Below are 25,913 nucleotides of genomic sequence, written 5' to 3' on the forward strand. Positions count from 1 at the left end.
ACTGGACTGGCGAGTTTGGTATTAATACCATACCCGCCAGTATAATTATTCCTAGCTCTACTTGCGAAAGGTCCTACAGCATGCGCAGTACTTTCCTGCCCTTTGCTTTGCCTGTCAGTTTGGTCTTGCTGTTGGCCGCTTGCGGCCATGAAGAAGCGGCCCAGATTACCATCCGCCCGGCCATGGTAGTGCAGCCACAGCCTTCTGCGCAGTCGATGGACAGCTACCCCGGCGAAGTGCGCGCACGCTTTGAGCCGGACCTGGCCTTTCGCATTGGCGGCAAAGTCAGCAAGCGGCTGGTGGAAGAGGGCGAACGCGTCAAGGCCAACCAGGCGCTGGCAGAGCTCGATCCTCAGGACGTGCGCCTGCAACTGGAAGCGACCCGAGCCCAAGTCGCCGCCGCCGAGGCCAACCTGAGCCTGGTGCGGGCCGAACGCGACCGCTACAAGACTCTGATGGACCGTCAGATGGTCAGCCGCTCTCAGTACGACAATTCCGAAAACCTCTATAGATCCGGTGAAGCACGCCTCAAGCAGATCAAGGCCGAGTTCGACGTGGCCAGCAACCAGGCCGGCTATGCCGTATTGCGTGCGCCCCAGGACGGGGTGGTTGCCAAGCGTGCGGTAGAAGTCGGCCAAGTGGTGTCTGCCGGCCAGACCGTATTTACCCTGGCCACCGATGGCGAGCGTGAAGTGCTGATCAGCTTGCCGGAGCAAGGTTTTGGCCGCTTCAAGATCGGCCAGCCGGTGTCGGTCGAGCTGTGGAGCCAGCCCGATCAACGCTTCAGCGGGCGCATTCGCGAGCTGTCGCCGGCAGCCGATCCGAAGTCGCGCACCTTCGCCGCACGTGTGGCATTCATCGGTGGCAAGGTCCCGGCCGAATTGGGCCAAAGCGCGCGCGTTTTCATACAGGCCGACGGTGTTGTTCCGCTGTCGGTGCCGCTGTCGGCCCTCAGTGCGGAGAACGGTGCGTCCTACGTCTGGCGTGTGCAGCCGGACAACTCCATCACCCGTGTGCCGGTGCGCATTGGCGCCTTTGGTGAAAAATCCGTCCCGGTCCTGGAAGGCCTGGCCCCGACCGATTGGGTGATTGCTGCGGGTGTGCATGTGCTCCACGAAGGCCAGCAGGTGCGGCCGGTGGATCGCTCCAACCGTGTGGTGAATCTGGCGGCCAAGGAGTAGTCCCCGATGGGTTTCAATCTTTCCGAATGGGCGTTGCGCAATCGCCAGATCGTACTGTTCCTGATGATCCTGCTGGCGGTTGTCGGCACATTGTCCTACTCCAAGCTGGGGCAGAGCGAAGACCCGCCGTTCACCTTCAAGGCCATGGTGATCAAGACCAACTGGCCCGGCGCTACGGCCCAGGAAGTCTCGCGGCAAGTTACCGAGCGCATCGAGAAAAAACTCATGGAGACCGGTGAGTACGAACGCATCGTCTCCTTCTCGCGCCCCGGCGAGTCCCAGGTCACCTTCATGGCCCGTGACGCCATGCACTCGGCGCAGATTCCCGAGCTGTGGTACCAGGTGCGCAAGAAGATCAGCGACATTCGCCAGACCTTGCCGCCGGATATCCAGGGGCCGTTTTTCAACGATGAATTCGGCACCACCTTCGGCAACATCTACGCACTGACCGGCGACGGTTTCGACTACGCGGTGCTCAAGGACTACGCCGACCGCATCCAGATTCAACTGCAGCGCGTCGCGGATGTGGGCAAGGTCGAGTTGCTTGGCCTGCAGGATGAAAAAATTTGGATCGAGCTGTCCAACCTCAAGCTGGCCACCCTCGGCCTGCCATTGGCGGCGGTGCAGCAAGCCTTGCAGGAACAGAATGCGGTCTCCACCGCAGGCTTCTTTGAAACCCCGAGCGAGCGCGTGCAACTGCGGGTGTCGGGCAACTTCAAGACTGTGGAAGAGATCCGCAACTTCCCGATCCGTGTGGGTGATCGCACCTTCCGCATCGGTGATGTGGCTGATATCCACCGTGGCTTCAACGACCCACCGGCACCGCGCATGCGCTACATGGGCGAAGACGCGATCGGCCTGGCCGTCGCCATGCGTGACGGTGGCGACATACTGGTCTTGGGCAAAGCCCTGGAAGGCGAATTCGCACGCCTGCAGAAGAACCTTCCGGCCGGCATGGAGCTGCGCAAGGTGTCGGACCAACCGGCGGCGGTGAAGACCAGCGTCGGCGAATTCGTGCAGGTACTGGCCGAAGCGCTGGCCATCGTGTTGCTGGTGAGTTTCTTCTCTCTGGGCGTGCGCACCGGCATGGTGGTGGCCCTGGCGATTCCGCTGGTTCTGGCAATGACGTTTGCCACCATGTACTACCTCGGCATCGGCTTGCACAAGATTTCCCTGGGCGCGCTGGTGCTGGCGCTCGGCTTGCTGGTGGATGACGCGATCATCGCCGTGGAGATGATGGCGATCAAAATGGAGCAGGGCTACGACCGGCTCAAGGCCGCCAGCTTTGCCTGGACCAGCACCGCGTTCCCGATGCTCACCGGCACATTGATCACCGCCGCGGGTTTCCTGCCGATTGCCACGGCGCAGTCGAGCACCGGCGAATACACACGCTCGATCTTCCAGGTGGTGACCATCGCGTTGCTGGCTTCGTGGGTCGCTGCCGTAGTGTTCGTGCCCTACCTGGGGGAAAAACTCCTGCCAGACCTGGCGAAGATTCATGCAGCCAAGCACGGCACCGATGGTCCGGATCCCTACGGCACGCCGTTCTACCAGCGCGTAAGACGTTTGGTGGAGTGGTGCGTGCGGCGGCGCAAGACGGTAATCGTCCTCACCCTGCTGCTGTTTATCGGCTCGGTGGCGCTGTTCCGCTTCGTACCACAACAGTTCTTCCCGGCGTCCGGTCGCCTGGAACTGATGGTTGATCTCAAACTTGCCGAAGGCGCCTCCCTGAGCAACACCGCCGAGCAGGTCAAACGCCTGGAAGCTTTGCTCAAGCACCACGCAGGCATCGACAACTACGTGGCCTACGTGGGGACTGGTTCGCCGCGTTTCTACCTGCCGCTGGATCAGCAACTGCCAGCCGCCAGCTTCGCCCAGTTTGTGGTGCTGGCGAAAACCATCGAGGAGCGCGAAAGCCTGCGCACCTGGCTGATCGAAACCCTCAACGAGCAATTTCCCGATCTGCGTTCACGGGTGACCCGCCTGGAAAACGGCCCACCCGTGGGCTACCCGGTACAGTTCCGGGTGACCGGTGAACACATCGAGGAAGTCCGCGCCCTCGCGCGCAAAGTGGCGGCCAAGGTTCGCGAGAATACCCATGTGGTCAACGTGCACCTGGACTGGGAGGAGCCGAGCAAGATCGTCTACCTCAATATTGACCAGGACCGTGCCCGAGCCCTCGGCGTCAGTACGGCCAACCTGTCGAAATTCCTGCAGAGTTCGTTGACCGGTTCCAGCGTGAGTCAATACCGGGAGGACAATGAGTTGATCGAAATTCTCCTGCGCGGCACCGTGCATGAGCGCACCGAACTGTCTCTGCTGCCAAGCCTGGCGGTGCCGACCGACAATGGCAAAAGCGTGGCGCTGTCGCAGATCGCCACCCTCGAATATGGCTTCGAAGAAGGCATCATCTGGCACCGCAATCGTCTGCCGACGGTGACGGTCCGTGCGGATATCTGTGGCAAGGAGCAACCGGCGACATTGGTCCAGCAGATCCTGCCGAGCCTTGAAGGTGTGCGTGCCGAGCTGCCGGATGGCTACCTGCTGGACGTCGGCGGTACGGTCGAGGACTCTGCCCGTGGCCAGAACTCGGTAAAAGCCGGTGTGCCGCTGTTCATCGTGGTGGTGCTGACCTTGCTGATGCTGCAACTGCGCAGCTTCTCACGCACGGCGATGGTGTTTCTGACCGCCCCGCTTGGGCTCATCGGTGTGACGCTGTTCCTGCTGGTCTTCCGCCAGCCTTTCGGCTTCGTGGCCATGCTGGGAACCATCGCCCTGTCCGGGATGATCATGCGTAACTCGGTGATCCTGGTGGACCAGATCGAACAAGACATCAAGGCGGGCCTGGCACCGTGGCAGGCGATCATCGAAGCCACCGTGCGACGCTTCCGCCCGATTGTGCTGACGGCTTTGGCGGCAGTGTTGGCAATGATCCCGCTGTCACGCAGTGTGTTCTTCGGGCCGATGGCCGTGGCGATCATGGGCGGGTTGATTGTGGCAACCGCGCTGACGCTGTTGTTCCTGCCGGCGTTGTACGCGGCATGGTTCAGAGTCAGGAAAGAAGTGGTGTAAGCCTGACAGCATTGCGCCAAGGCCCCGTACAAGCGGCCTTGGCGCAGTGGTTCAACGGTGATGCGAGGGTTACAGCGCTCCGAATACCTTCTTCGCCAGGCTGGTGGCCGCCGCCGCCGGGTTCTCGCGGATAGTTTCTTCCTGCTTGGCAATCATCTTGAACAAGCCGTCCAGCGCCTGTTCAGTCACGTAGTTCTCGACGTTGGCGCTCTTGGCGTCCACCGCGCCGAAGGCTGCAGCCTTGCCGGCCAAAGCGTTGTACTGCTGGGCCACGCCGACCTTGTCAGTAGCGGCCTTGACGATTGGCAGGAACTTGGCGCGGATCTGTTCGCGACTGCTTTTGTTCAAGTATTGGGTGGCCGAATCCTGGCCACCGCTGAGGATGCCCTTGGCGTCCGTGACGCTCATGTTCTTCACGGCGTTGACCAGGATCGGCTGAGCCTGGGTCACGGCGGTTTCGGCAGCCTTGTTCATGCTGGTTTCCAGCTGGGTGACTTGGTCGCCCATGCCGAACATTTTCAGTTTGTCGGCGACTTTGCCCAGCTTGCCTGGCAGGCCGATCTTCACTTCCGGGTTGTTGCTGAAACCACCGGGTACGCCCAGTTGCTTCACGGCAATCTGCGCGCCTTGGGTCAGGGCGTCCTTGAGGCCGCCGCTGGCGTCACCCTGGGACAGGCTGCTCAAGTCCAGGGCCATGGCGTTGGCACCGAGCAACAGGCCGGCACACAGGGCAGTCAAACGAAGGGAGTTACGGAGCATGGACGCTTCCTTTTGGTAGGGCTTATGTTCTGTTGGCTATCAGTGGGCCACTGCATCAACGCGCAGGCGCAGCGGTTGCGGGTCCTGGCCATTGAGCTGCACGGAGTGCTGTTCGGTGGTGATAAACAGTAGCTTGCCATCCAGTTCGATGCGAGCGCTCACCGAGTAACTGTGGCCGGGTTTGACTTGCGCCGGGTCGTAGCTCAGGTGAAAGGGCAGCGGCACCTGGCCCTTGACCGGGCCTTTCTGCTCGGCGAGGGTCACAGCCGGTGCATCCGCCAGGGAAACGTCTTGCAGGCTGACACTCAGGGTCGCGGCCGGCGGCAGGGCGATGCGTTGCAGGTAGAACACTTCGCCATCGAGGCTGGCCTTGGGCGTGGGGCTCATGGACTGGCAGGCTCCGAGCAGGGCGGTGAGGCCCAGGAGGATGATCTTTTTCATGGTACAGCTCCTTTTCAGCGGCGCCGGCATCCAACCGGCGCCTTCTTAAATCTAGCGGCTTTCTTCAGGTTCGACAGGTGCTTCGGCCGCGCCATCGACACGGTGCAGGGCGACCTGGCGGATCGACAGGCGAATTTCCGCTGGCAGCACGCGCTTGGCCGCGCCCTCGGCCAGTTCGCCGAGCAGGTCGTGGTAGCTCAACTTGCCAGACTCGTCGCGGCGCAGCACATCTTGCTCCAGCAAGGTCTGGATGAAATGTCGGAAAAGGCTCTTGTCGAAGAACTCCGGGGCGTTGAGCCCATGCAGGATCGACAGGCGCTGGGCCATGATCGTGCACAGGTCTTCCAGTTCTTCGGCACTGATGCTGTTCTGGCCACTGTTGAGCAGCAGTGAGATGGCCATATAGAAGCGTTGCAGGGTCTGGGCAATGCTCTTGGACAGCAGCGTCAGCAGCACAAAGTGCCGCGAGCTCGGGGCCGGGCGCAGGTACACGTTGTTCTCGAAACGCAGCAGGCCTTGCTCGACAAAGGCCTCCAGCCATTGGTCGATCACCGTATCGAGTTCTTCCAGTGACCAACGAATGAACAGTTCCGATTGCAGGTACGGGTACAGCGCGTGGCTGTAGCGCAGGATCTGCTCACGGCTCATGCGCGAGGTGCTTTGGAAGAAACTTGCCAGCAGCGCCGGCAGGGCAAAGATGTGCAGCACGTTGTTGCGGTAGTACGTCATCAGGACGGCGTTCTGCTCGTCCAGGTACAGAATCTTACCCAGGGCATCGCTCTGTTCCGACAGCAGGTCCATGTCCTTGACGTGTTTGATCAGCGCCAGGCCATCACCTTCGGGCAAGGTGGTGTGCTGCGAATAGGGCACCCGGCGCAACAGCGCCAGGTACAGGTCCAACTGGCGGGCCATGGCTTGTTCGTCCAGGGCCAGGCGTGTGGTGGACAGCAATGCCAGCGCCACCAGGTTCACCGGGTTTACCGCCGCGGCTTCGTTCAAGTGGCGCGCCACCTGTTCGCCGAGGCGGTTGGTGGTCTCGTTGAGCCAGGCCGGCTTGTAGTTCGGGCCCAGTTCCTGGGAGCGCCAATCCGGCTGTTCACTGTCGAGGAATTCGGCCAGCTTGATCGGCTCGCCAAAGTTGACCGCGACCTGGCCAAAGCGTTGCTTGAGCGCGCCGACCACTTTGAAAATATCGAAGATCGATTCTTTTTTCTTGCTCGCGCCACGCAGCTCGCCAAGGTAGGTGCGGCCTTCGAGCACGCGCTCATAACCGATGTACACCGGCACAAACACGATGGGCATGCGCGAGGAGCGCAGGAAACTGCGCAGGGTAATCGCCAGCATGCCGGTCTTTGGCTGCAGCATACGCCCGGTGCGCGAGCGTCCGCCTTCGACGAAGTACTCCACCGGGAAGCCCTTGGTGAACAAGGTGTGCAGGTATTCGTTGAACACCGAGGTGTACAGCGGATTGCCCTTGAAGGTGCGGCGCATGAAAAACGCACCGCCACGGCGCAGCAGGCTGCCGATCACCGGCATGTTCAAGTTGATACCGGCGGCGATGTGTGGCGGGGTCAGGCCGTTCTTGAACAGCAGGTAGGACAGCAGCAGGTAGTCGATATGGCTGCGGTGGCACGGCACATAGATTACCTCGTAACCCTGGGCAACCTTTTGCACACCTTCGATGTTATTGACCTTGATGCCGTCGTAGATCTTGTTCCAGAACCAGCTCAGCACCACTTCGAGGAAGCGGATCGCGGTGTAGGTGTAGTCCGAGGCGATTTCGTTGCCGTAGCGCAGGGCCTGGGCCTTGGCTTTTTCCGGGCTGATTTTTTCGCGCTCGGCTTCGTCGATGATGGCCTGGCGCACCAATGGCATGTTGACCAGGCCCTTCACCAGGTTGCGACGGTGGGACAGGTCGGGGCCGATCACCGCCGTCTTCAGGTTACGAAAGTGCACACGCAGGATGCGCTGGGCCATGCGCACAGTGCGTTCGTGCCCTTTATTGTGCTCGATCAATTCACGCAGATTGATAGGCGCAGAGAATTGCACACGGGTCTTGCGACCCAGGATCAGGATGCTCAACAAGCGACGCAGACGCCCGGTGACGGCCCAGCTGTCGGCAAACAACAGCTTCCACGGGCTGGACTCGCTTTCGGGCGACTGGCCCCAGAACACGCTGACCGGAATGATTTGTGCATTCTCTTCGGCGTGTTCGCTGAGGGTGTCGACCAGGCGGGTCAGGGTCGGCGGCGCGCCGCGCTTGTCCTGGCGGCCGAGCCAGTCCGGTTCCGGCGTGAGGTAGAAGAACGCCGCCGGTTCCATCAACGGACCGACCGAGACCGGCAGCACCGGGCGCGGCAGGCCGGCCTTGGTGCACTCGGCATCGACCACGGCCAATTCGGTGAGGGAGGGCGATTGCAGGACGTAGAACACCGGCCGGCTGCGGTCCAGGTTGAGGGTTAGGGACGACTGGTTGATCGTCTCCGAGCGAACCCAGAGGTACAACAGTCGGCGCAAGGTGCCAAACACTAGACGGCGGAACGGGGAGCGGGTCATAGGCGTGCTGCTTCAAGTGGAAAAAACCGAGCAGGCGCTCGGGCGGGTAGTGTGCCGTATTCGCCGAAAATCGGCAAAAAAGCAGCGATGTAAACTTGAGTTGATCGTTTTTGAGCCTGTCTTATACTCGGCAGTTCAATGCGAGCGACTCAACAATAAAAAGCATGTGGGAGCAAAACAGATGGCAACGCGCGAAACCGGCAATGTGAAGTGGTTCAACGATGCAAAGGGCTATGGCTTCATTCAACGCGAAGACGGCAAGGATGTGTTTGTGCACTACCGCGCCATTCGCGGTGAAGGCCACCGCTCCCTGGCCGAGGGCCAGCAGGTGGAATACGCCGTGGTGACGGGCGAGAAAGGCTTGCAGGCGGAGGATGTGGTGGGGCTTTAACGCGGACGTTGTTACACCGCTGAACCCATGTGGGAGCTGGCTTGCCTGCGATGCAGACACTTCGGTCTATCAGCTAGACCACAGTGATGCTATCGCAGGCAAGCCAGCTCCCACAGTTTGATTGGGTTCACACCTCAGGCTTATGCGGTTTTCCAGGTGATCTGCTCTTCACCGTCTTCACTGATGCGAATCCAGGTATCAGCGCTTTCTTCACCTTCTTCCTCGACCCACGTACCCGGCGCGCAACGCACTTCGACGTTCAGCGCGGCAAACGCGGCGCGGGCGCAGGCGATATCGTCGTCCCACGGCGTCTGGTCGCTTTCCAGGTACAGGCTGTTCCATTTGCCCACGGCTTTGGGGAGCCAGGTCACGGGCACGTTGCCGGCCTTGCATTTGTAGGTCTGGCCTTTCTGGACCCAGTCGGTGCAAGGACCCAGAGCGGCGCCCAGCCAAGCGGCGATGGCCTTGTAGTCGACGTCGGCGTCCTTCAGGTAAATCTCGATATCAGGTTGGCGCATGGATGTTCCTCGTTGCGGGATTCGAAAATCCATTCGCGGATGCTTAAAAGTCGGTTATTGAAGCACGAAATAATCGTAGCGCATCGACACCGTGACCTGCAGCGGCTCGGCGGCCTCGATGACCTCGGCACGGCGCTCGGCACTGGCGCGCCAGCCGTGGGGTGTCATCGCCAGCAAATTCGCTCGGTCCTGGGGCTCGGCCAGGCTCAGGGTGAATTCCAGCGTCTCGCTGTGGGCCAGGCTCATGCCGTCGGGCACCAGGGCCAGGTGCTTGTCGTCGGTGTACTCGCGCACTTCGTCGTACAGGCGCTCACGCAGTTCCATCAGGTGGCCGCTGGTCGGGCCGACCTTCATCAGGCCGCCGCCGGGGCTGAGCAGGCGCTTGGCCTCTTCCCAGTCCAATGGGCTGAACACGCTGGCAAGAAACTGGCAACTGCCTGACGCCAATGGCACGCGGGCCATGCTCGCAATCAACCAGGTCAGCCCCGGGTTGCGCTTGCACGCGCGCTTGACGGCTTCCTTGGAGATATCCAGGGCGTAGCCATCGGCGTGGGGCAGGGCGTCGGCGATTTGCGCGGTGTAGTAACCCTCGCCACAACCGATATCCACCCAGCGCTGCGGCGCGCGTTCTGCGGCAAGTTCCGCCAGGCGCTTGGCCACCGGGGCGTAGTGCCCGGCGTTGAGAAAATCACGACGGGCTTCGACCATGGCGAGGTTATCGCCCGGGTCGCGGCTGTTCTTGTGCTGCACCGGCAACAGGTTCAGGTAACCCTGGCGCGCGCGGTCGAAACGGTGCCCGGCCGGGCACGCCACGCCATTGTCCACCGCGTTCAGCGGGGCGCTGCAAATGGGGCAGGCCAGCATCAGGCGAGCAACTTGATCAGGGTCTGGTAGTAGATCTCGGTCAATACATCGAGGTCGCTGGCCAGTATGCGCTCGTTGACCTGGTGGATCGTGGCGTTGACCGGGCCGAGTTCGACCACCTGGGTGCCCAGCGTGGCGATGAAGCGCCCATCCGAAGTGCCACCGCTGGTGGACGCCTTGGTCTCACGCCCGGTGATCGCCTTGATGCTCGCCGACACCGCATCCAGCAACGCGCCGGGTTCGGTGAGGAACGGCAGGCCTGACAGGGCCCAGTCCACGTGCCAGTCCAGGCCATGCTTGTCGAGGATCTCGGCAACCCGCTGTTGCAAGCCTTCAACGGTGGATTCGGTGGAGAAGCGGAAGTTGAACACTGCCGTCAGGTCGCCCGGGATCACGTTGGTCGCGCCGGTGCCGGAGTTGAGGTTGGAGATCTGGAAGCTGGTCGGCGGGAAGAACGTGTTGCCGTCATCCCAATGCTCGGCGGCCAGTTCGGCCAAGGCCGGTGCGGCAAGATGGATCGGGTTCTTCGCCAGGTGCGGGTAGGCCACGTGACCCTGTACACCGCGTACGGTCAGGGTGGCGCCGAGGGAGCCGCGACGGCCGTTCTTGACCACATCGCCCACCAGCGTGGTGCTGGAAGGTTCGCCGACGATGCACCAGTCCAGGCGCTCCTTGCGTGCGGCCAGGCGTTCGATCACGGCCTTGGTGCCATGGTGCGCCGGGCCTTCTTCATCGCTGGTGATCAGGAAAGCGACCGAGCCCTTGTGGTCCGGGTAGTCGGCGACAAAACGCTCCGACGCCACCAGCATCGCGGCCAGGCTGCCTTTCATGTCTGCTGCGCCACGCCCGCAAAGCATGCCGTTTTCATCGATCAACGCGTCGAACGGGTCGTTCTGCCAGGCTTGCACCGGGCCGGTCGGCACCACGTCGGTGTGGCCGGCAAAGCACAGCACCGGGCCGTCGTGCTTGCCGTGAGTGGCCCAGAAGTTGTCCACGTCTTCAATGCGCATTGGCTCAAGCGCAAAACCGGCGTCGCCCAGGCGCTGCATCATCAGCTTCTGGCAATCGGCGTCGACCGGCGTCACTGAGGGCCGACGGATCAGGTCGATGGCAAGTTGAAGGGTCGGCGAAAGGTCGGCGTGGGCCGTCATGGGGGAACTCCGGAAAGCGTGTAATGGGCGCAGGGCGAATGTGGAATACAGAACTTGAAATGGCGAAATTCTAATGTGGGAGCGGGCTTGCTCGCGAATGCGGAGTGTCAGCTACGCATGTATTGGCGCAAACACCGCATTCGCGAGCAAGCCCGCTCCCACATAAGGCAATCGGCGCTTGCCTGATCCAACAAAACGGCCGTTATCTTATAGCAAAACGGCGGCCAGAGGCCGCCGTTTAGTGCATTGCGCAAGTTTTTACTCAACCGTCGCCGGCTCGGCCTTCGGCGCCGGTTTCGGCAGCGACGACAGGAACGCCATGACCAGCGCCGCCACATACGGCAGCGACTGCACCAGCAGCATCACCACCCAGAAGCGGATGTCATTGCTCGGCAAGCCCTGCACCAGGTAGATCCCCAGTGCCGCGCCCCACAGCAGCAACATGATGAACATTTCTTCGCGGGCTTCGGAAATCGCTACCCAGAAGCCGTGGTTATCCGCGTTTTTCGGTGTACGAAAGAACGGAATACTGGTGGTGAAGAAGCCATACAGCACCGCCTTGGCGATGGTGTGGGACAACGCCAGACCCGCCAAGGCTGCGCAGAACGCGTCCTTGAGGTTCACACCCACCGCACGGCGGTAGAGGAAGATGATCTTGCCCACCTTGAACACGAACAGCGCCAACGGCGGGATCGCGAAAATCAGCAACGGCGGGTCGACCCGCGTCGGCACGATGATCATCGCCGCCGACCACAACAGGGCGCCCACGGTGAAGAAGATGTTCATGCCATCCGCCACCCACGGCAGCCAGCCTGCGAGGAAGTGGTAGCGCTGGCCACGGGTCAGCTCGGTGTCCTTGCCGCGCAGCAGGCTGGCGGTGTGGCGCTTGATGATCTGGATCGCCCCGTAGGCCCAGCGGAAACGCTGTTTCTTGAAGTCGATAAAGGTGTCCGGCATCAGGCCCTTGCCGTAGCTGTCGTGGTAATACGCCGCCGACAGACCTTTCTCGAACACACGTAGGCCCAGTTCGGCGTCTTCGCAGATGCACCAGTCGGCCCAGCCCAGTTCTTCAAGCACCGAGCGACGGGTCATGGTCATGGTGCCGTGCTGGATGATCGCGTCACGGTCGTTGCGGGTGACCATGCCGATATGGAAGAAGCCCTTGTATTCCGCATAGCAGAGCTTCTTGAAGGTGCTTTCGTTCTGGTCGCGGTAATCCTGCGGCGACTGCACCACGGCGATTTTCGGGTCGGCGAAGTGCGGGACCATGTGCTTGAGCCAGTTCGGTGATACGCAGTAGTCGGAGTCGATCACGGCGATCACTTCGGCGTCCTTGGCGGTGTGCGGGATCAGGTAGTTCAGCGCACCCCCCTTGAAACCGGCCAGGGGCGCGACATGGAAGAACTTGAAGCGCGGACCGAGGGTTTCGCAATAGTCGCGCACCGGTTCCCACACCGCCGGGTCCTTGGTGTTGTTGTCGATGATCAGGACTTCGTAGTCCGGGTAATCCAGGGCGGCCAGGGCGTCGAGGGTCTGTTTGACCATCTCCGGCGGCTCGTTGTAGCACGGCACGTGGATCGACACTTTTGGGCGGTAGTCCGAATCCCCCTCGACCGGCAGGAATTCACGCCGACGCTTGTGGGTCCACACCGCTTCCGCCAGTTCGTGGGCTTCGGTCAGCAACACGATAAAAACGCCCAGGGCGCCGAGGGCCAGCAGGATACCGACGGTTACGCTGAACCAGGTGCTGTATTGCTGGCTGTAGTCGTAGCCGATCCACACCAGCACCGAACCGCAGAGGAACGCGATAAAGGTCAGGAAGGTACGACCACGCTGGCGCAGGGCCGAGCCGTCGATCATCAACAGCGTCAGGGACAGCAATGCGAGCACCACCGAACCGATGGCCAGCACGCGCCACTGTGGAATTGCCACCACCGGCCCGTCAAAGTTGAATTTCTGCTGGCGTGCGGCGTTGTACACGCCCCAGTACGCGCCGGCCGAGCCTTCGTCGCTGACTTTCCACGGCTGATCGAACGCCTCGATCACGAAGTAGTTGAAGCCTTGGCGATTCAGTTTGTTCACCAGAGTGCGCAAGTAGATCGCCTGGTCGGCAGGGGACGTTTCATTGCCACCGCGCATGCGCCCGTTGCTAGGCCAGCCAACCTCCGACAGCAGCAGCGGCTTTTTCGGGAACATTTTCTTCAGGTCGCGGGCGCGGTCGAGGACGTACTGGCCGGCCTTGTCCATGGGAATGTATTCCCAGAACGGCAGGATGTGCGCGGCGATCAGGTCGACGTGCTTGGCCAGTTGCGGGTTCTTTTCCCAGATGTGCCACTGCTCGGACGTAGTCACCGGCACTTTCACAGCAGCGCGCACCCGGTCGAGCAGCACAATCAGGGCTTCTGGGGTGATTTCTTCACGGAACAGGGCTTCGTTGCCGACCACCACCCGCACCACACTGCGCGAGCTGTTGGCAATTTCAATGGCGCGCTGGATTTCCCGCTCGTTGCGCTCAAGATCCGGGCTGATCCAGATCCCGAGGGTCACGCGCAGGCCGAATTCTTCGGCCAACTTGGGGATGTCACCCAGGGTGCCATCGACCGAGTAAGTACGGATGTTGTCCGTCAGCTTGCTCATGATCTCGAGGTCGCGACGCATCTGGTCGTCGGTCGGGTACTGACCTTTCTGTGGGTACTGGCCTTGCTGGAACGGCGAGTAGGAAAAACCGGAGATCTGTTCAGGCCAGTTGGGAGTGGTGACGGGGCGGTTGATCAGCGCCCAGAAACCGGTGAACAGCGCGGCGATTGCCAGCACGATCACCAGGTTGAGTCCAAATTTACGCGATGCCATGGCTATTTCGGGTTCCAAAGGGTGTGGAACGAAGAGAGGTGTCGGCCTGCGCCGAACGGCGCGCATCCTACACCGGCCCTTCCCTGACCGTACAGCAAGCAGAGAAAAACCGGACATTAGTCCGCGAAAGACCATCTTAGTTCTTAACTTGTAGCTTGAAGCTTCGAACTTGTCGCTGCGTAGCACTATAATGCGCGCCGGTTTTTGGGGTAATGGTCATGAGTACAGAAGATCCGCGGTTTGCAGGCGTCGCCCGCTTGTATGGCATTGAAGGCCTGGAACGCTTGAAAGCGGCCCATGTGGCGATCGTCGGCGTCGGCGGCGTAGGTTCGTGGGCAGCGGAAGCCATGGCCCGGTGCGGGGTGGGCGAGATCTCGCTGTTTGACCTGGACGACGTGTGCGTCAGCAACAGCAACCGCCAGTTGCACGCGCTGGACAGCACCGTGGGCAAGCCCAAGGTCGAAGTCATGGCCGAGCGCTTGCGTGGTATCAACCCGGATTGCACCGTGCATGCGGTGGCGGACTTCGTGACCCGCGACACCATGGCCGAGTACATCACGCCCAACATCGACTGCGTGATTGACTGCATCGACGCGGTGAATGCCAAGGCCGCGCTGATTGCCTGGTGCAAGCGCCGCAAGATCCAGATCATCACCACCGGCGGCGCTGGTGGGCAGATTGACCCGACGCTGATCCAAGTCTGCGACCTGAACCGCACCTTCAATGACCCGCTGGCCTCGAAAGTGCGCTCCACTTTGCGTCGCGACTACGGTTTCTCACGCACCGTGACCCGCCACTACAGCGTGCCGTGCGTGTTTTCCACCGAACAACTGCGCTATCCCAAGCCGGACGGCAGCATCTGTTTGCAGAAGAGTTTTGTCGGAGACGGCGTGAAGCTGGACTGCGCGGGCGGATTTGGCGCGGTGATGATGGTGACGGCCACCTTTGGCATGGTCGCGGCGACCAAGGCGGTGGACAAAATTGTGGCCGGGGTGCGCAGGCCATCCGAGCGGGTCAAACCCGCCTAGATCTCACTGCTGAACATAGACCCAAATGTGGGAGCGGGCGTGCTCGCGAATGCGCTGGTTCAGTCAATCATGTATCTACTGACGCCGCGCTTTCGCGAGCAAGCCCGCTCCCACATTTAGTTTTGTGCAAGGCTTAATGCCCGCATGCGCTGCAAGACCGCATTCAGGCCATTGCTGCGCGACGGTGACAGTTGGCGGGAAAGCCCCAACTGTGCAAACCAGTCGGGCACGTCAACCGCCTGCAACTCAGCCGTCGACAACCCATTGACCCGCGCCAGCAGTAACGCCACCAACCCTCGAATCATCCGCGCATCGCTGCTCGCAACAAACTGCCAGTGGCCATCCTCCAAACGCCCCACTAGCCACACCAGGCTTTCACAGCCCTGCACCAGGTTGGCGTCGACCTTGTCTTCATCCGCCAATGGCGGCAGCCGCTCGCCCCATTGCATCAGCATCCGTGCGCGCTGCTCCCAACTGCCGACGGCCTGGAAGGCTTCAAGTGCGGCAACGGCCTCTATCGGCAAGCTCATCGCAGCATATCCAGGGATTGGTCCAGCGCTTCGAAGAAGCGTTCCAGGTCATCGGAATCGTTATACAACGCCAGGGACACGCGAATGGCTCCCGACAGGTGCATCGCCTTGAGCAGGGGCATCGCGCAGTGATGGCCGGCGCGCACGGCAATACCTTGCTCGGTGAGCAAGTGCGCAAGGTCAGCGTTATGCACGCCCTCTACGACAAAACTCACCAGCGCGACCTGCGGTGAACCGAGTATGCGCACGCCATTGCGCGCGTTGAGCCCGCGCAACAAGTAATCATGCAGCGCCGCTTCGTGGGCAACGACGGCCTGCTGGTCCAGCGAACTCAGGTAATCCAGGCTGGCGCCCAGGCCAATCACGCTGGCAATCGGCGGTGTACCGGCCTCGAAACCCAGCGGCGCCGGGCGAAAGCTGGCGCTGTGGTAGTCCGCCTGTTGCACCATCTCGCCGCCAAACTGCCAGTGACGCAGGTGATGCAGGGCTTCATCGCGGCCGAACAGCACCCCGACGCCGTCCGGGCCATAGAGTTTATGGCTGGAAAACACATAGAAATCGCAGCCCAGCGCCTGCACATCGTGACGGCCGTGGACGATGCCTTGGGCGCCATCGACTACGGTCAAGGCGCCGTGTGGCCGGGCAAGCGCCAACAAGGCCTCCAGCGGCTGCCAGGCGCCGAGCACGTTGGACAGCTGGCTCACCGCCAGCAGACGCGTGCGTGGGCCGATCAGCTCGGCTGCGGCGGGCAGGTCGATCACGCCGTCATCGTCCAGCGGCAACACCACCAGCGTGGCGGCGCGACGTTTGGCCAGTTGCTGCCAAGGCAGCAGGTTGGCGTGGTGTTCCAGGGCGCTGATGACAATCTCATCGCCCGCATTGAATAAGTGCTCAAGGCCATAGGCCAGGAGGTTCAGCGCAGAAGTAGCGCCGTGAGTGAACACGATCTGCCCACTGTCGCCTGCGTTCAACCACTGCGCGACTTTGCTGCGACTGTCTTCGAACGCCTGGGTCGCATGGGCACCTGGCAAATGCTGGGCACGGTGCACATTGGCTGCGCCGTTGGCGTAGTAATGGCTGATGGCATCCAACAGGGCCTGGGGTTTTTGCGTGGTGGCGGCGTTGTCCAGGTAGGTCTGGTCTTGCCGTTGCAGGGTGGCGATGGCCGGGAAATCGGCGCGCCAGGGGGAGGGCACTAGCATGGTGTTCAAGACTCGTATAAGCGAGCCCCAGGGTAGGGGCCCGCTAGTGGCATCGAGTGGCTGCTTAGTTGTGAGCGTGCAGCGCTTCGTTCAGTTCGATGGCCGATTTGTGGGTTTTGCACTCCACGGCACCGGTCTCGGAGTTGCGGCGGAACAGCAGGTCCGGCTGGCCAGCCAGTTCACGGGCCTTGACCACTTTGACCAGTTGGTTTTGCTCGTCCAGCAGTGCGACCTTGGTGCCAGCGGTGACATACAGGCCCGATTCGACGGTGTTGCGGTCGCCCAGCGGGATACCGATACCGGCGTTGGCGCCGATCAGGCAGCCTTCGCCGACCTTGATCACGATGTTGCCGCCGCCCGACAGGGTGCCCATGGTAGAGCAACCGCCGCCCAGGTCCGAACCCTTGCCGACGAAGACGCCAGCCGATACACGGCCTTCGATCATGCCCGGGCCTTCGGTACCGGCGTTGAAGTTGACGAAACCTTCGTGCATCACGGTAGTGCCTTCGCCCACATAGGCACCCAGGCGGATACGCGCGGCGTCAGCAATACGTACGCCGCTCGGCACGACGTAGTCGGTCATTTTCGGGAACTTGTCCACCGAGAACACTTCCAGCAACTCGCCACGCAGGCGCGCTTCGAGCTGGCGCTCGGCCAGTTCGTTGATGTCGATCGCGCCCTGGCTGGTCCAGGCTACGTTCGGCAGCTGCGGGAACACACCGGCCAGGCTCAGGCCGTGTGGCTTGACCAGGCGATGGGACAGCAGGTGCAGCTTGAGGTAGGCCTCGGGGGTGGAGGTCAGCGCGGCGTCTTCGGCCAACAGGGTGGCGACCAGCGGGGTGTGGCTTTCAGCCAGGCGGCTCAGCAGCGCGGCTTGGGCGGCGTCGACACCTTTGAGCGCGTCAGCCAGTTGCAGGGCCTGGGTGACGGTGAACGTGATTGCCTGGTTGCCTTCGGTGTAACCGAGGATCGGCGTGATGGCGGCGACAATTTCAGCCGATGGGTTAAGCAACGGTTGTGCGTAAAACACTTCCAGCCAAGCACCTTGGCGGTTCTGAGTGCCGACGCCGAAGCCCAGGCTGAACAGGGAATTGGACATGCTGTTACCTCTACAAAAATGGAAAGGGCTGGCCTACTTGAGGGCCGCCGAATAACTATCTGGCTTGAAGCCAATCAGGGTTCTGTCACCGAGATCGAGCACTGGGCGCTTGATCATCGAAGGTTGTGCGAGCATCAATTCAATGGCTTTCGACTGATCGAGATCGGCTTTGCGTTCGTCTTCGAGTTTGCGAAAGGTGGTGCCCGCACGGTTCAAAACCACCTGCCAACCGTGCTCGTTGCACCATTGGGTCAAGTGTTCGCGGTCGATACCGGCCGTTTTGTAGTCGTGGAACTCATAGCTGACGCCGTGCTCATCGAGCCAGGTGCGCGCCTTTTTCATGGTGTCGCAGGCTTTGATGCCGAAAAGGTGCAACGTTTTGCTTGAAGCGGTCAAGGAATTGCCCCCCTTTGGACCAAGTGAAAATTAAAGGTCATGGATTATGCCACGACCAGCGGGCCGGTGCCCCTCGTCATGCTGGCGTGCGACTTATGTGCCAATGCCCGCAGGCAGCATGGGCGGTAACATAGCTGGGTAATATGGCACTTCAACGGTGAGTTGTTGCCTGATGTGTGTCGTTGCAAGTCGATTGCCCGGGAACCCCGCTTTATGCAAACCGCCTACACCGTTCTTATCCTGCTGATGCTGGTCAGCGTTTCACGCCTTGTCGGGCGCGTCATTCCGTTACCCTTACCTTTGGTGCAGATCGCCGCGGGTGCCTTGCTGGCCTGGCCCACGCTGGGGCTGCATGTGGCGCTGGACCCGGAGCTGTTCCTGTTTCTGTTCCTGCCGCCATTGTTGTTCTCCGACGGTTGGCGCATGCCCAAGCGTGAGTTGTGGCGGCTGCGTGGGCCGATCCTGACGCTGGCGGTGGGGCTGGTGCTGTTCACGGTGGTCGGTGCGGGCTACTTCATCCATTGGATATTGCCTACGATCCCGTTGCCGGTGGCCTTCGCCCTGGCGGCCGTGTTGTCGCCGACGGATGCCGTGGCGGTGTCGGCCATTGCCCAAAACCGTCTCCCCACACCGCTGATGCATATGCTCCAGGGCGAAGCCTTGATGAACGATGCTTCGGGCCTGGTAACGTTCAAGTTCGCCCTGGCGGCGGCGTTGACGGGGGTGTTTTCCCTGGCGGACGCGAGCCTGACCTTTGTCCTGGTGGCCGTGGGTGGCCTGGCGGTCGGCGTGGCCCTGAGCTGGTTGGTCGGCCGTTTGCGCGCCTGGATGATTGCCCGCGGCTGGGATGATCCAGCGACCCACGTGGTGTTCATGTTGCTGCTGCCGTTTGCCGCCTATGTGCTGGCCGAGCGCTTGGGCGCCTCGGGCATTTTGTCAGCGGTGGCGGCGGGCATGATGCAAAGCTGGCTCGACCTGCTGCCGCGCCAGACCAGCACGCGCTTGCTTAACCGCAGCGTGTGGTCGCTGTTGGAGTTTGCCTTCAACGGTCTGATTTTCTTGCTGCTGGGCCTGCAACTGCCGGACATCATCAAGGCGGTGGTCAGCCATGAGCCGACGCTGTGGCCGGCGCTGTTTTATCGCTGCCTGGATGTGATTGCGATCTTCCTGGTTTTGGTGGTGCTGCGTTTTATCTGGGTGCAGAGCATCTGGCGGCTGTCCGGGCTGTTACGCAGGATTCGCGGCAAAAGCGAGCTGACGCTGGTGCCGACCGCCCGTTCCTGCTGGCTGTTGACCGTTGGCGGTGTGCGCGGGGCGGTGACCTTGGCCGGTGTGATGTCGGTGCCTTTGCTGCTGGCGCCGGGCCAGGACTTTCCCGAACGCGACCTGCTGATCTTCATTGCTGCCGGGGTGATCTTGCTGTCGCTGATTGCAGCGTGTATCGCTTTGCCGCTGTTGTTGCGTGGTATCGAAAAAAGTCCTGATGAAAAACGCCACAAGGAAGTGCGTGAAGCCTGGAAGAAAACTGCCGTCGCGGCAATCCACGCCCTTGAAGCGGAGGAGCCCGCTGAAGCCGAAACCCAGGATGCCGCCCAGGCCGCACTCGCTACTGAACTCAAGGCCCGCCTGATGTCGGAATATCGCCATCAGTTGGAAGTGTTCAACGATTCTGCTGAAGCCCAGGCGTTGGCGCAGCAGATGGACCTGCTTGAGCGCAAGCTACGACTGAAGGCGCTCAGGGCGCAGCGATTGGAGTTGTATAGCCTTAGCCGTCATCACCAGATTGGTGATGACGTGTTGCGGGAGGTGTTGGCGGATCTGGATATGAGTGAGGCGAATTTGGGCAGCGTTAAATGAGCGTTGCTCAATTCGCTTCTTCTATCAGGAAACGTATGAGTGTAGTTGCCAGCGGTAAAGGGGCGATTATTGTGTGAGCCTCTGACGGTGCGGTGTTGGGTGGATAGAGTAAGCGCAGAAGTTCTTTGTCTCCGTCTGAGAGCTCTTCGGTTCTGGGGGTGGGCCAATAACCCGTTATCGAACCAGGGTCGTAGTCTGTGAGGGTCGAGGTATCAGGGTTGATAATGTTTATTTTGTCGCGGGTCATTTGCTCTAATTTTTCTTTTAAGGGTTTGAGTTCTTTTTCTGCGTTCTTCAAATCCCATTTGTCCCCGCTTTTGATCGCGACCTCTTTTTTTCTCTCTAGCGCGTCTACGCGTTGTTTAAGGTCCTCATACTCTAGCTGTACTTCAGGAGGTAGAACCCTGTCGGGGTGCTGATGTTCATGGTGCACGCCGAGTGCATGCATAAATTCATGTTTTATTAGCCCACGGTCTTCGGGGGTGTCAATCAGTCCTCTGTCGAAAGACAGGGTGGGTTCGTCGACCGGCAAAGTTTTTGCCTCGGTGCCGACGGCAGACCATGTACCCTTGAACAGGGTGACTCTTATGTCTCCTCCACGTTCGTCTGTGAATTCGAACTTTAGATTGATGTGGGGTAGGAGTTTGCTGGCTTCCTCTTTTATAAGCTTTTTGGTCTTTTCGTCTAAGCCGTATAACGAGATTTTAAGTGTTGAGTTTTGAGGCCAAAGGTTTGCAGTCTCAGCAATACCCCGTTTTTTTCTACTCAGGGGTTGCGTATTGATACTTGCGTCATTGTTCGAAGTGTCACGGGGTGTGTGCGCAGTGAAAGCGTTTGTAAGCATAGGGGGGTGTGAGTGTGCGATACGGGTCATTGTCCTGTCCTCGATGACCAATCCTGCGTGGTTGAAAATGGGGCAGGTGGGTGCTGTGTGCATTGTTGTTCTCTTGATGTCTTTGGTTCCGGAGAATCTATTGCTGAACGTTAGCCGTTACTTGAGAGACAGAGTGGATTGCACTATGCGATCAGCTTTGGGCAGCAGATGCTGACGCTCAGAGGTATATGACGACGGATTTGAATATGAATAAGCCGAGTTTGGGGTCTATAAGATGAATGATTACTCTGCCTGCCCTGTCCTAGGGTAAGCATTTCTTGCCCAGGCTTTATCTCCCTCGCTGAGCGAATAAGATTCCGATTGCGCCCAAGACCCGTCCGTCACCTCCGGATCGATGTGATAGTGCATGATCGAATCCCCATCGTAAGGAAGGAGCGAGTAGGCGTCGCTACGTGGGAGGGGGAGGATATTGCTGCGCACACTTTCTTCACTCATGCCTAGCCGGCCGTAATAGGCGTAAGTCTGGGGGACGTTCCATGGAATGTTGGAATCCGGGTGCTGATGGGCATGGCGAGCGCCCAGCATATGCCCGAACTCATGAATTACGGTCTTTTCGAAGTCTGGGTCCGTAGGGTCTGCAGGTAGATGCATAGTCGGCTCCCCGGGAGGAGTATGCCTCGCGTTCGTACCCAAATCAGAGCCGGCAGGTTGACTCAGTGGGCGGTACGAAATCCGCACGTCGCCTTCCTCTCCCGATACAAACTCGAACTTGAGATTGATATGCGGCAGCCATTGGTTGGCGGCGTTCTTCACGGCCTGTACCCAGGGCCCATTCATGTCGTAGCCGTACAGAGCGATTTTAATCGTGCTGTTCTGTGGCCAATACGTGCCGGGTTCGCCAACATTACGTCGCGTTCTTGAGCGACTGGCGCCTGGTGCTTCTTCGTTGGGGAGGGGGGAATGAAGAAAAGGAGAGCTGTTCGCAATGATCATGGTTTTTTCCTGCTGTGAATAAAGACGAAGACCACTCCTTATTCACTCAAGCTGCAGGAACGTTCCCCTGTAGTCACTAGCAGATGTTTCGCTGCGAAGGCCCGTGTACTACAGCGTGCAAACGGGCCTCGTTGATCAGTGTCGACGGGTGATGAATGCCTTGATCCGTTCGGCTGCCTCGACACATTCCGCCAGCGGCGCAACCAGCGCCATACGCACGCGTCCGGCGCCGGGGTTGGTGCCGTCCACTTCACGGGACAGGTACGAACCTGGCACCACGGTCACGTGTTCTTCCACGAACAGATCGCGGCAGAACGTGGCATCGTCGCCGTTCACATTCGGCCACAGATAGAAGCCGCCATCCGGGCTCTGCACATCCAGTACCGGCTTGAGGATCGCCAGCACCGCATCGAATTTCTCGCGGTACAAGTCACGGTTGGCCTGCACGTGGGCTTCATCCTGCCAGGCCGCGATACTGGCCAGCTGGGTTTGCACCGGCATCGCGCAACCGTGGTAGGTGCGGTACAGCAGGAAAGCCTTGAGGATCTCGGCGTCGCCGGCCACGAACCCGGAACGCAGGCCGGGCAGGTTGGAGCGCTTGGACAGGCTGTGGAACACCACGCAACGTTTGAAGTCCTGGCGACCCAGTTCGACGCAGGCGCTCAGTAGGCCGGGTGGCGGGGTTTGTTCGTCGAAGTAGAGTTCGCTGTAGCACTCGTCGGCGGCGATGACGAAGTCGTATTCGTCGGCCAGGGCGATGAGTTTTTTCAGGGTGTCGACCGGGATCAATGCGCCGGTCGGGTTGCCGGGGGAGCACAGGAACAGGATCTGGCAGCGTTTCCAGATGTCCGGCGACACCGCGTCGAAATCCGGGTTGAAGCCATTGGCGTCCAGGCATGGCAGGTAGTGTGGCTTGGCCCCGGCCAGGAACGCTGCGCCCTCGTAGATCTGGTAGAACGGGTTCGGGCTGACTACCAGCGCGTCATCACCACGATTGACCACGGTCTGGGTGAAGGCGAACAGCGCTTCACGGGTGCCGTTCACCGGCAGGATATTGCGCGCCGGGTCGAGCCAGCCCTTGGGCACGTTGAAGCGGCGCTCGCACCAGGCGCCGATGGCCTCGCGCAGGGCCGGGATGCCCAGCGTGGTCGGGTACACCGCCATCTGGTCGAGGTTATTGCTCAGTGCTTCAGCCACGAACGTTGGCGATGTGTGCTTGGGTTCGCCGATGGACAGTGCGATCGGGCGCTTGTCCGGGTTCGGCGTGACGCTGCCCAGCAAGGCGCGCAATTTCTCGAACGGGTAGGGCTGCAGTTGGTTCAGGGCGTTGTTCATGTAAGCCTCTATGACGGTGTACACAGACCGTGTAGGAACTGGCTTGCCAGCGATGGCATCGCGTCGGTGCACCTGATACACCAAGGTGTTCGCATCGCCGGCAAGCCAGCTCCTACAAAGGGCGTGTTTACAAAGTTAAAAATTCATATGGTCAGGCGCGTCAGTTCGACGCCGGGTTCCTGGGTGACGCTTAGCTGTTGGACGATGGCTTCCTGCAGGCGCAGGCACAGCTCCGGGTCGGACAGCGGCTGGTTGTCGGCATCGGTAATAAAGAACACGTCTTCCACGCGCTCGCCGAGGGTCGCAATCTTGGCGTTCTGCAACGACAGGTCGAACTCCAGGAAGATTCCACCAATACGGGCCAACAGGCCTGGGCGATCCGGGGCGCTGAGTTCCAGTACCGTGACCGGACGCTGGGCGTCGTTGGAAATGGTCACCTGTGGCGCAAACGCAAAGTGTTTGAGTTGGCGCGGTACCCGGCGCTGGATGATGGTCGGGTAGTCGTCAGGGTTGCGCAGGGCCTCGGTCAGGCCTTCGCGGATCTTTTTCACCCGCACTGGGTTGTCGCCGATCGAGTCGCCGTCGGTGTCGAGCACGATATAGGTGTCGAGGGTGAACTGGCTGCTGGAGGTGATGACCCGGGCGTCATGAATGTTCAGGTTGAGCTGGTCCATGGCGGCCACGGTCACGGCGAAGAAATCGTGCTGGTCGGGGGCGTAGATGAATATCTGCGTGCCGCCTTCGAATTCGCGCTGGGTGGTTTCCTTGATCAGCACCAGCGGGCCGCCATCGGCAGGCTGTTGCAGGATCGCGTCACTGTGCCAGGCCACGTCGCCGGCGGTGTGGCGCAGGAAATAATCGTCACCCAGTTGCGACCACAGTTGCTCGACATCGTCCGGATCGTTGCCGCCGCGCACCAGGATATCCAGGGCGGCGCTCTGGGTGCGGCGGATCTGCTCTTCGCGGTCCACCGGGTTTTCCAGGCCGCGACGCAAGGCACGCTTGGTCTCGGTGTAGAGCTGGCGCAGCAGGCTGGCACGCCAGGAGTTCCACAGCGTCGGGTTGGTGGCGTTGATGTCGGAGACGGTCAGCACGTACAGGTAATCGAGGCGGGTTTCATCGCCGACGATCTGCGCAAAGTCGTGGATCACCTGCGGGTCGGACAAGTCCTTGCGCTGGGCAGTGGTCGACATCACCAGGTGGTTCTGCACCAGCCAGACGATCAGCCGGCTGTCCCAAAGTGGCAACTGGTGGCGCTGGCAGAAGGCCTCGGCATCCACGGCGCCGATCTCGGAATGGTCGCCATGCCGGCCTTTGCCGATGTCGTGGTACAGGCCGGCCAGGTAGATCAGCTCGGGTTTGGGCAGCTTGGCCATGAGTTTGCTGGCCAGCGGGAATTTCTCTGACACCTGGGTGTACTGCAGCTTACGCAGGTGCTTGATCAGGTTCAGGGTGTGGGCGTCCACGGTATAGATGTGGAACAGGTCGTGCTGCATTTGCCCGACAATAAAGCCGAACTCCGGCAAGTAACGCCCGAGAATGCCGTAGCGGTTCATGCGCCGCAGGTTGCGGTGGATACCGATCTTGCACTTGAACAGTTCGATAAACAGGCTGGTGTTGCGGATGTCGTTACGGAAATCATCGTCGATCAGGTGACGGTTTTCCCGCAGCAGGCGGATGGTATCGGCGCGTACGCCCTTGATTTCCGGCTGCTGGGCCATCAGCACGAAAATTTCCAGCATGGCGAACGGCGTGCGACGGAACACATTGTCGTTGCGCGCCTCGATGTAGCCATCATGCAGCTGGAAGCGCGAGTTGATCGGCTGTGGCGGCGCTTCATCCTCGGGGGCCAGGATCACTTCTTCGAAGTGCTGGATGATCAGGTCGCTGAGCTGGGCAATGCTCATGACCACCCGGTAATACTGCTGCATGAAGCTTTCGATGCTGGTCTTCGCGTCCTCGCCTTCAAAACCCAGCAGGGTGGCGATGGAGCGCTGGTGGTCGAACAGCAGGCGGTCTTCGGAGCGCCCGGCGAGCATGTGCAGTGCGTAGCGTACCTTCCAGAGGAATTCCTGCGACGAGGCCAGCAGAGCGTTTTCGCTCTCTACCAGGAAGCCTTCGCCCGCCAGGGCGCGCAGGTTGAGGGTGCCGTATTGGCGACGGGCCACCCACAAAATCGTCTGGATGTCCCGCAGCCCGCCCGGCGAGCCTTTGACGTTGGGTTCCAGGTTGTATTCGGTGTCGTTGTACTTGTGGTGCCGGGCCTTTTGCTCGGCACGCTTGGCCAGGAAGAAGTCCTTGCTTGGCCACATGTGCGCGGTGCTGGTGACTTCGAGCATGCGCTGGCGCAGGCGCTCGGGGCCAGCGATAGTGCGGCTTTCCATCAGGTTGGTGATCACGGTGAGGTCGGCGCGGGCCTCTTCGGCGCATTCGTCCACTGAACGCACACTTTGGCCGACTTCCAGGCCGATGTCCCACAACAGCGTCAGAAAACGCTCGATGGAATCGCGAAAGATCTCATGGTCGGCGCTGTCCAGCAGGATCAGCAGGTCGATATCGGAGTAGGGGTGCAACTCGCCACGCCCGTAGCCGCCGACCGCCACCAGGGCGATGTCGGCGTCTTCGCTCCAACTGAACTGTTCCCAAGCCTTTTGCAGAATGTTATCGACAAACCAGGCGCGGTCCTCGATCAGCCGGCGAATGTCCCGGCCACTGCGAAAGCGCTCGTCGAGCACCTCGCGGGCCTGGCGGATAGCTTTCTTGAACGCGGCGATAGGGCTCGCCTTCAGGGCCAGTTCGGCCTGGAACTGGCCACGGTCAAAGAGTTCGGGATCCACCTGGGGCATCGATCGGTT

Annotated in this window: 20 protein-coding genes; 5 read left to right on the forward strand and 15 right to left on the reverse strand. The window is 60.8% G+C overall.

The window, feature by feature from the left end; genetic code table 11:
* The first annotated feature begins 80 nt into the window (after window positions 1-80).
* The gene (locus KUA23_RS06335; protein WP_214496524.1) at window positions 81-1,181 is read left to right on the forward strand and encodes an efflux RND transporter periplasmic adaptor subunit; all 1,101 of its coding nucleotides are present in this window, start codon (window positions 81-83) and stop codon (window positions 1,179-1,181) included.
* Window positions 1,182-1,187: 6 nt separating this feature from the next.
* The gene (locus KUA23_RS06340) at window positions 1,188-4,253 is read left to right on the forward strand and encodes an efflux RND transporter permease subunit (RefSeq protein WP_252993595.1); all 3,066 of its coding nucleotides are present in this window, start codon (window positions 1,188-1,190) and stop codon (window positions 4,251-4,253) included.
* Window positions 4,254-4,322: 69 nt separating this feature from the next.
* Here KUA23_RS06340 and KUA23_RS06345 read toward each other — a convergent pair whose 3' ends face one another.
* The 3 genes from KUA23_RS06345 to plsB are packed head-to-tail and all read right to left on the reverse strand — an operon-like array spanning window position 4,323 to window position 8,009.
* The gene (locus KUA23_RS06345; RefSeq protein WP_071496953.1) at window positions 4,323-5,012 is read right to left on the reverse strand and encodes a DUF4197 domain-containing protein; all 690 of its coding nucleotides are present in this window, start codon (window positions 5,010-5,012) and stop codon (window positions 4,323-4,325) included.
* Between the two features lie 39 nt (window positions 5,013-5,051).
* Window positions 5,052-5,453, reverse strand: coding sequence for a YbaY family lipoprotein (locus KUA23_RS06350; RefSeq protein WP_252993596.1), 402 nt, complete (start codon window positions 5,451-5,453; stop codon window positions 5,052-5,054).
* Between the two features lie 51 nt (window positions 5,454-5,504).
* Window positions 5,505-8,009, reverse strand: a complete 2,505-nt coding sequence (plsB, locus tag KUA23_RS06355) for a glycerol-3-phosphate 1-O-acyltransferase PlsB (protein WP_252993597.1) — start codon at window positions 8,007-8,009, stop codon at window positions 5,505-5,507.
* Window positions 8,010-8,190: 181 nt separating this feature from the next.
* Between plsB and KUA23_RS06360 the strand changes: the two genes are divergently transcribed.
* Window positions 8,191-8,400: a cold-shock protein gene (locus KUA23_RS06360; protein WP_003219353.1), complete on the forward strand. Its 210-nt coding sequence runs from the start codon at window positions 8,191-8,193 to the stop codon at window positions 8,398-8,400.
* Between the two features lie 140 nt (window positions 8,401-8,540).
* On the opposite strand, the gene KUA23_RS06365 is transcribed toward KUA23_RS06360, so the two are convergent.
* From KUA23_RS06365 to KUA23_RS06380, 4 genes are all read right to left on the reverse strand, one after another.
* Window positions 8,541-8,918: a hypothetical protein gene (locus KUA23_RS06365; RefSeq protein WP_012722582.1), complete on the reverse strand. Its 378-nt coding sequence runs from the start codon at window positions 8,916-8,918 to the stop codon at window positions 8,541-8,543.
* Window positions 8,919-8,972: 54 nt separating this feature from the next.
* Entirely contained in the window at window positions 8,973-9,782 is an 810-nt protein-coding gene (locus tag KUA23_RS06370; protein ID WP_252993598.1) for a putative RNA methyltransferase, read from the reverse strand.
* Window positions 9,782-10,933, reverse strand: coding sequence for a succinyl-diaminopimelate desuccinylase (gene dapE / locus KUA23_RS06375; protein ID WP_099493729.1), 1,152 nt, complete (start codon window positions 10,931-10,933; stop codon window positions 9,782-9,784). The genes KUA23_RS06370 and dapE overlap by 1 nt, the downstream gene beginning before the upstream one ends.
* 258 nt (window positions 10,934-11,191) lie before the next feature.
* The gene (locus tag KUA23_RS06380) at window positions 11,192-13,783 is read right to left on the reverse strand and encodes a glycosyltransferase (protein ID WP_099493730.1); all 2,592 of its coding nucleotides are present in this window, start codon (window positions 13,781-13,783) and stop codon (window positions 11,192-11,194) included.
* Between the two features lie 218 nt (window positions 13,784-14,001).
* Between KUA23_RS06380 and tcdA the strand changes: the two genes are divergently transcribed.
* Window positions 14,002-14,811, forward strand: coding sequence for a tRNA cyclic N6-threonylcarbamoyladenosine(37) synthase TcdA (gene tcdA / locus KUA23_RS06385; protein WP_065877359.1), 810 nt, complete (start codon window positions 14,002-14,004; stop codon window positions 14,809-14,811).
* Between the two features lie 116 nt (window positions 14,812-14,927).
* On the opposite strand, the gene KUA23_RS06390 is transcribed toward tcdA, so the two are convergent.
* The 4 genes from KUA23_RS06390 to KUA23_RS06405 form a co-directional block, all read right to left on the reverse strand.
* Complete coding sequence (locus tag KUA23_RS06390) at window positions 14,928-15,341, reverse strand: SufE family protein (RefSeq protein WP_078047196.1); 414 nt, start codon at window positions 15,339-15,341, stop codon at window positions 14,928-14,930.
* On the reverse strand, window positions 15,338-16,543 hold the full coding sequence (locus tag KUA23_RS06395; protein ID WP_099493732.1) for an aminotransferase class V-fold PLP-dependent enzyme: 1,206 nt from the start codon (window positions 16,541-16,543) through the stop codon (window positions 15,338-15,340). Before KUA23_RS06395 ends, KUA23_RS06390 begins: the two co-directional genes overlap by 4 nt.
* A 64-nt stretch (window positions 16,544-16,607) precedes the next feature.
* Window positions 16,608-17,642: a 2,3,4,5-tetrahydropyridine-2,6-dicarboxylate N-succinyltransferase gene (dapD, locus tag KUA23_RS06400; protein ID WP_078047198.1), complete on the reverse strand. Its 1,035-nt coding sequence runs from the start codon at window positions 17,640-17,642 to the stop codon at window positions 16,608-16,610.
* Between the two features lie 33 nt (window positions 17,643-17,675).
* A complete protein-coding gene (locus KUA23_RS06405; protein ID WP_229999207.1) occupies window positions 17,676-17,984 on the reverse strand; it encodes an arsenate reductase in 309 nt (102 codons plus the stop codon).
* Window positions 17,985-18,251: 267 nt separating this feature from the next.
* Between KUA23_RS06405 and KUA23_RS06410 the strand changes: the two genes are divergently transcribed.
* On the forward strand, window positions 18,252-19,895 hold the full coding sequence (locus KUA23_RS06410; protein WP_078047199.1) for a Na+/H+ antiporter: 1,644 nt from the start codon (window positions 18,252-18,254) through the stop codon (window positions 19,893-19,895).
* A gap of 7 nt (window positions 19,896-19,902) precedes the next feature.
* On the opposite strand, the gene KUA23_RS06415 is transcribed toward KUA23_RS06410, so the two are convergent.
* From KUA23_RS06415 to KUA23_RS06430, 4 genes are all read right to left on the reverse strand, one after another.
* Window positions 19,903-20,769, reverse strand: a complete 867-nt coding sequence (locus tag KUA23_RS06415; protein WP_252993599.1) for a M12 family metallopeptidase — start codon at window positions 20,767-20,769, stop codon at window positions 19,903-19,905.
* A gap of 243 nt (window positions 20,770-21,012) precedes the next feature.
* Window positions 21,013-21,723, reverse strand: coding sequence for a matrixin family metalloprotease (locus tag KUA23_RS06420; protein WP_252993600.1), 711 nt, complete (start codon window positions 21,721-21,723; stop codon window positions 21,013-21,015).
* A 135-nt stretch (window positions 21,724-21,858) separates the two neighbouring features.
* Window positions 21,859-23,058 (reverse strand): succinyldiaminopimelate transaminase, encoded by a 1,200-nt coding sequence (gene dapC, locus KUA23_RS06425; protein ID WP_078047202.1) that lies wholly within the window; start codon window positions 23,056-23,058, stop codon window positions 21,859-21,861.
* Window positions 23,059-23,201: 143 nt separating this feature from the next.
* Window positions 23,202-25,904 carry a [protein-PII] uridylyltransferase gene (locus tag KUA23_RS06430; RefSeq protein ID WP_078047203.1) on the reverse strand — a complete coding sequence of 901 codons (2,703 nt, stop codon included), beginning with the start codon at window positions 25,902-25,904 and terminating at the stop codon, window positions 23,202-23,204.
* Window positions 25,905-25,913: the final 9 nt, after the last annotated feature.

The sequence above is a fragment of the Pseudomonas pergaminensis genome (assembly GCF_024112395.2).
Classification (GTDB): Bacteria; Pseudomonadota; Gammaproteobacteria; order Pseudomonadales; family Pseudomonadaceae; genus Aquipseudomonas; species Aquipseudomonas pergaminensis.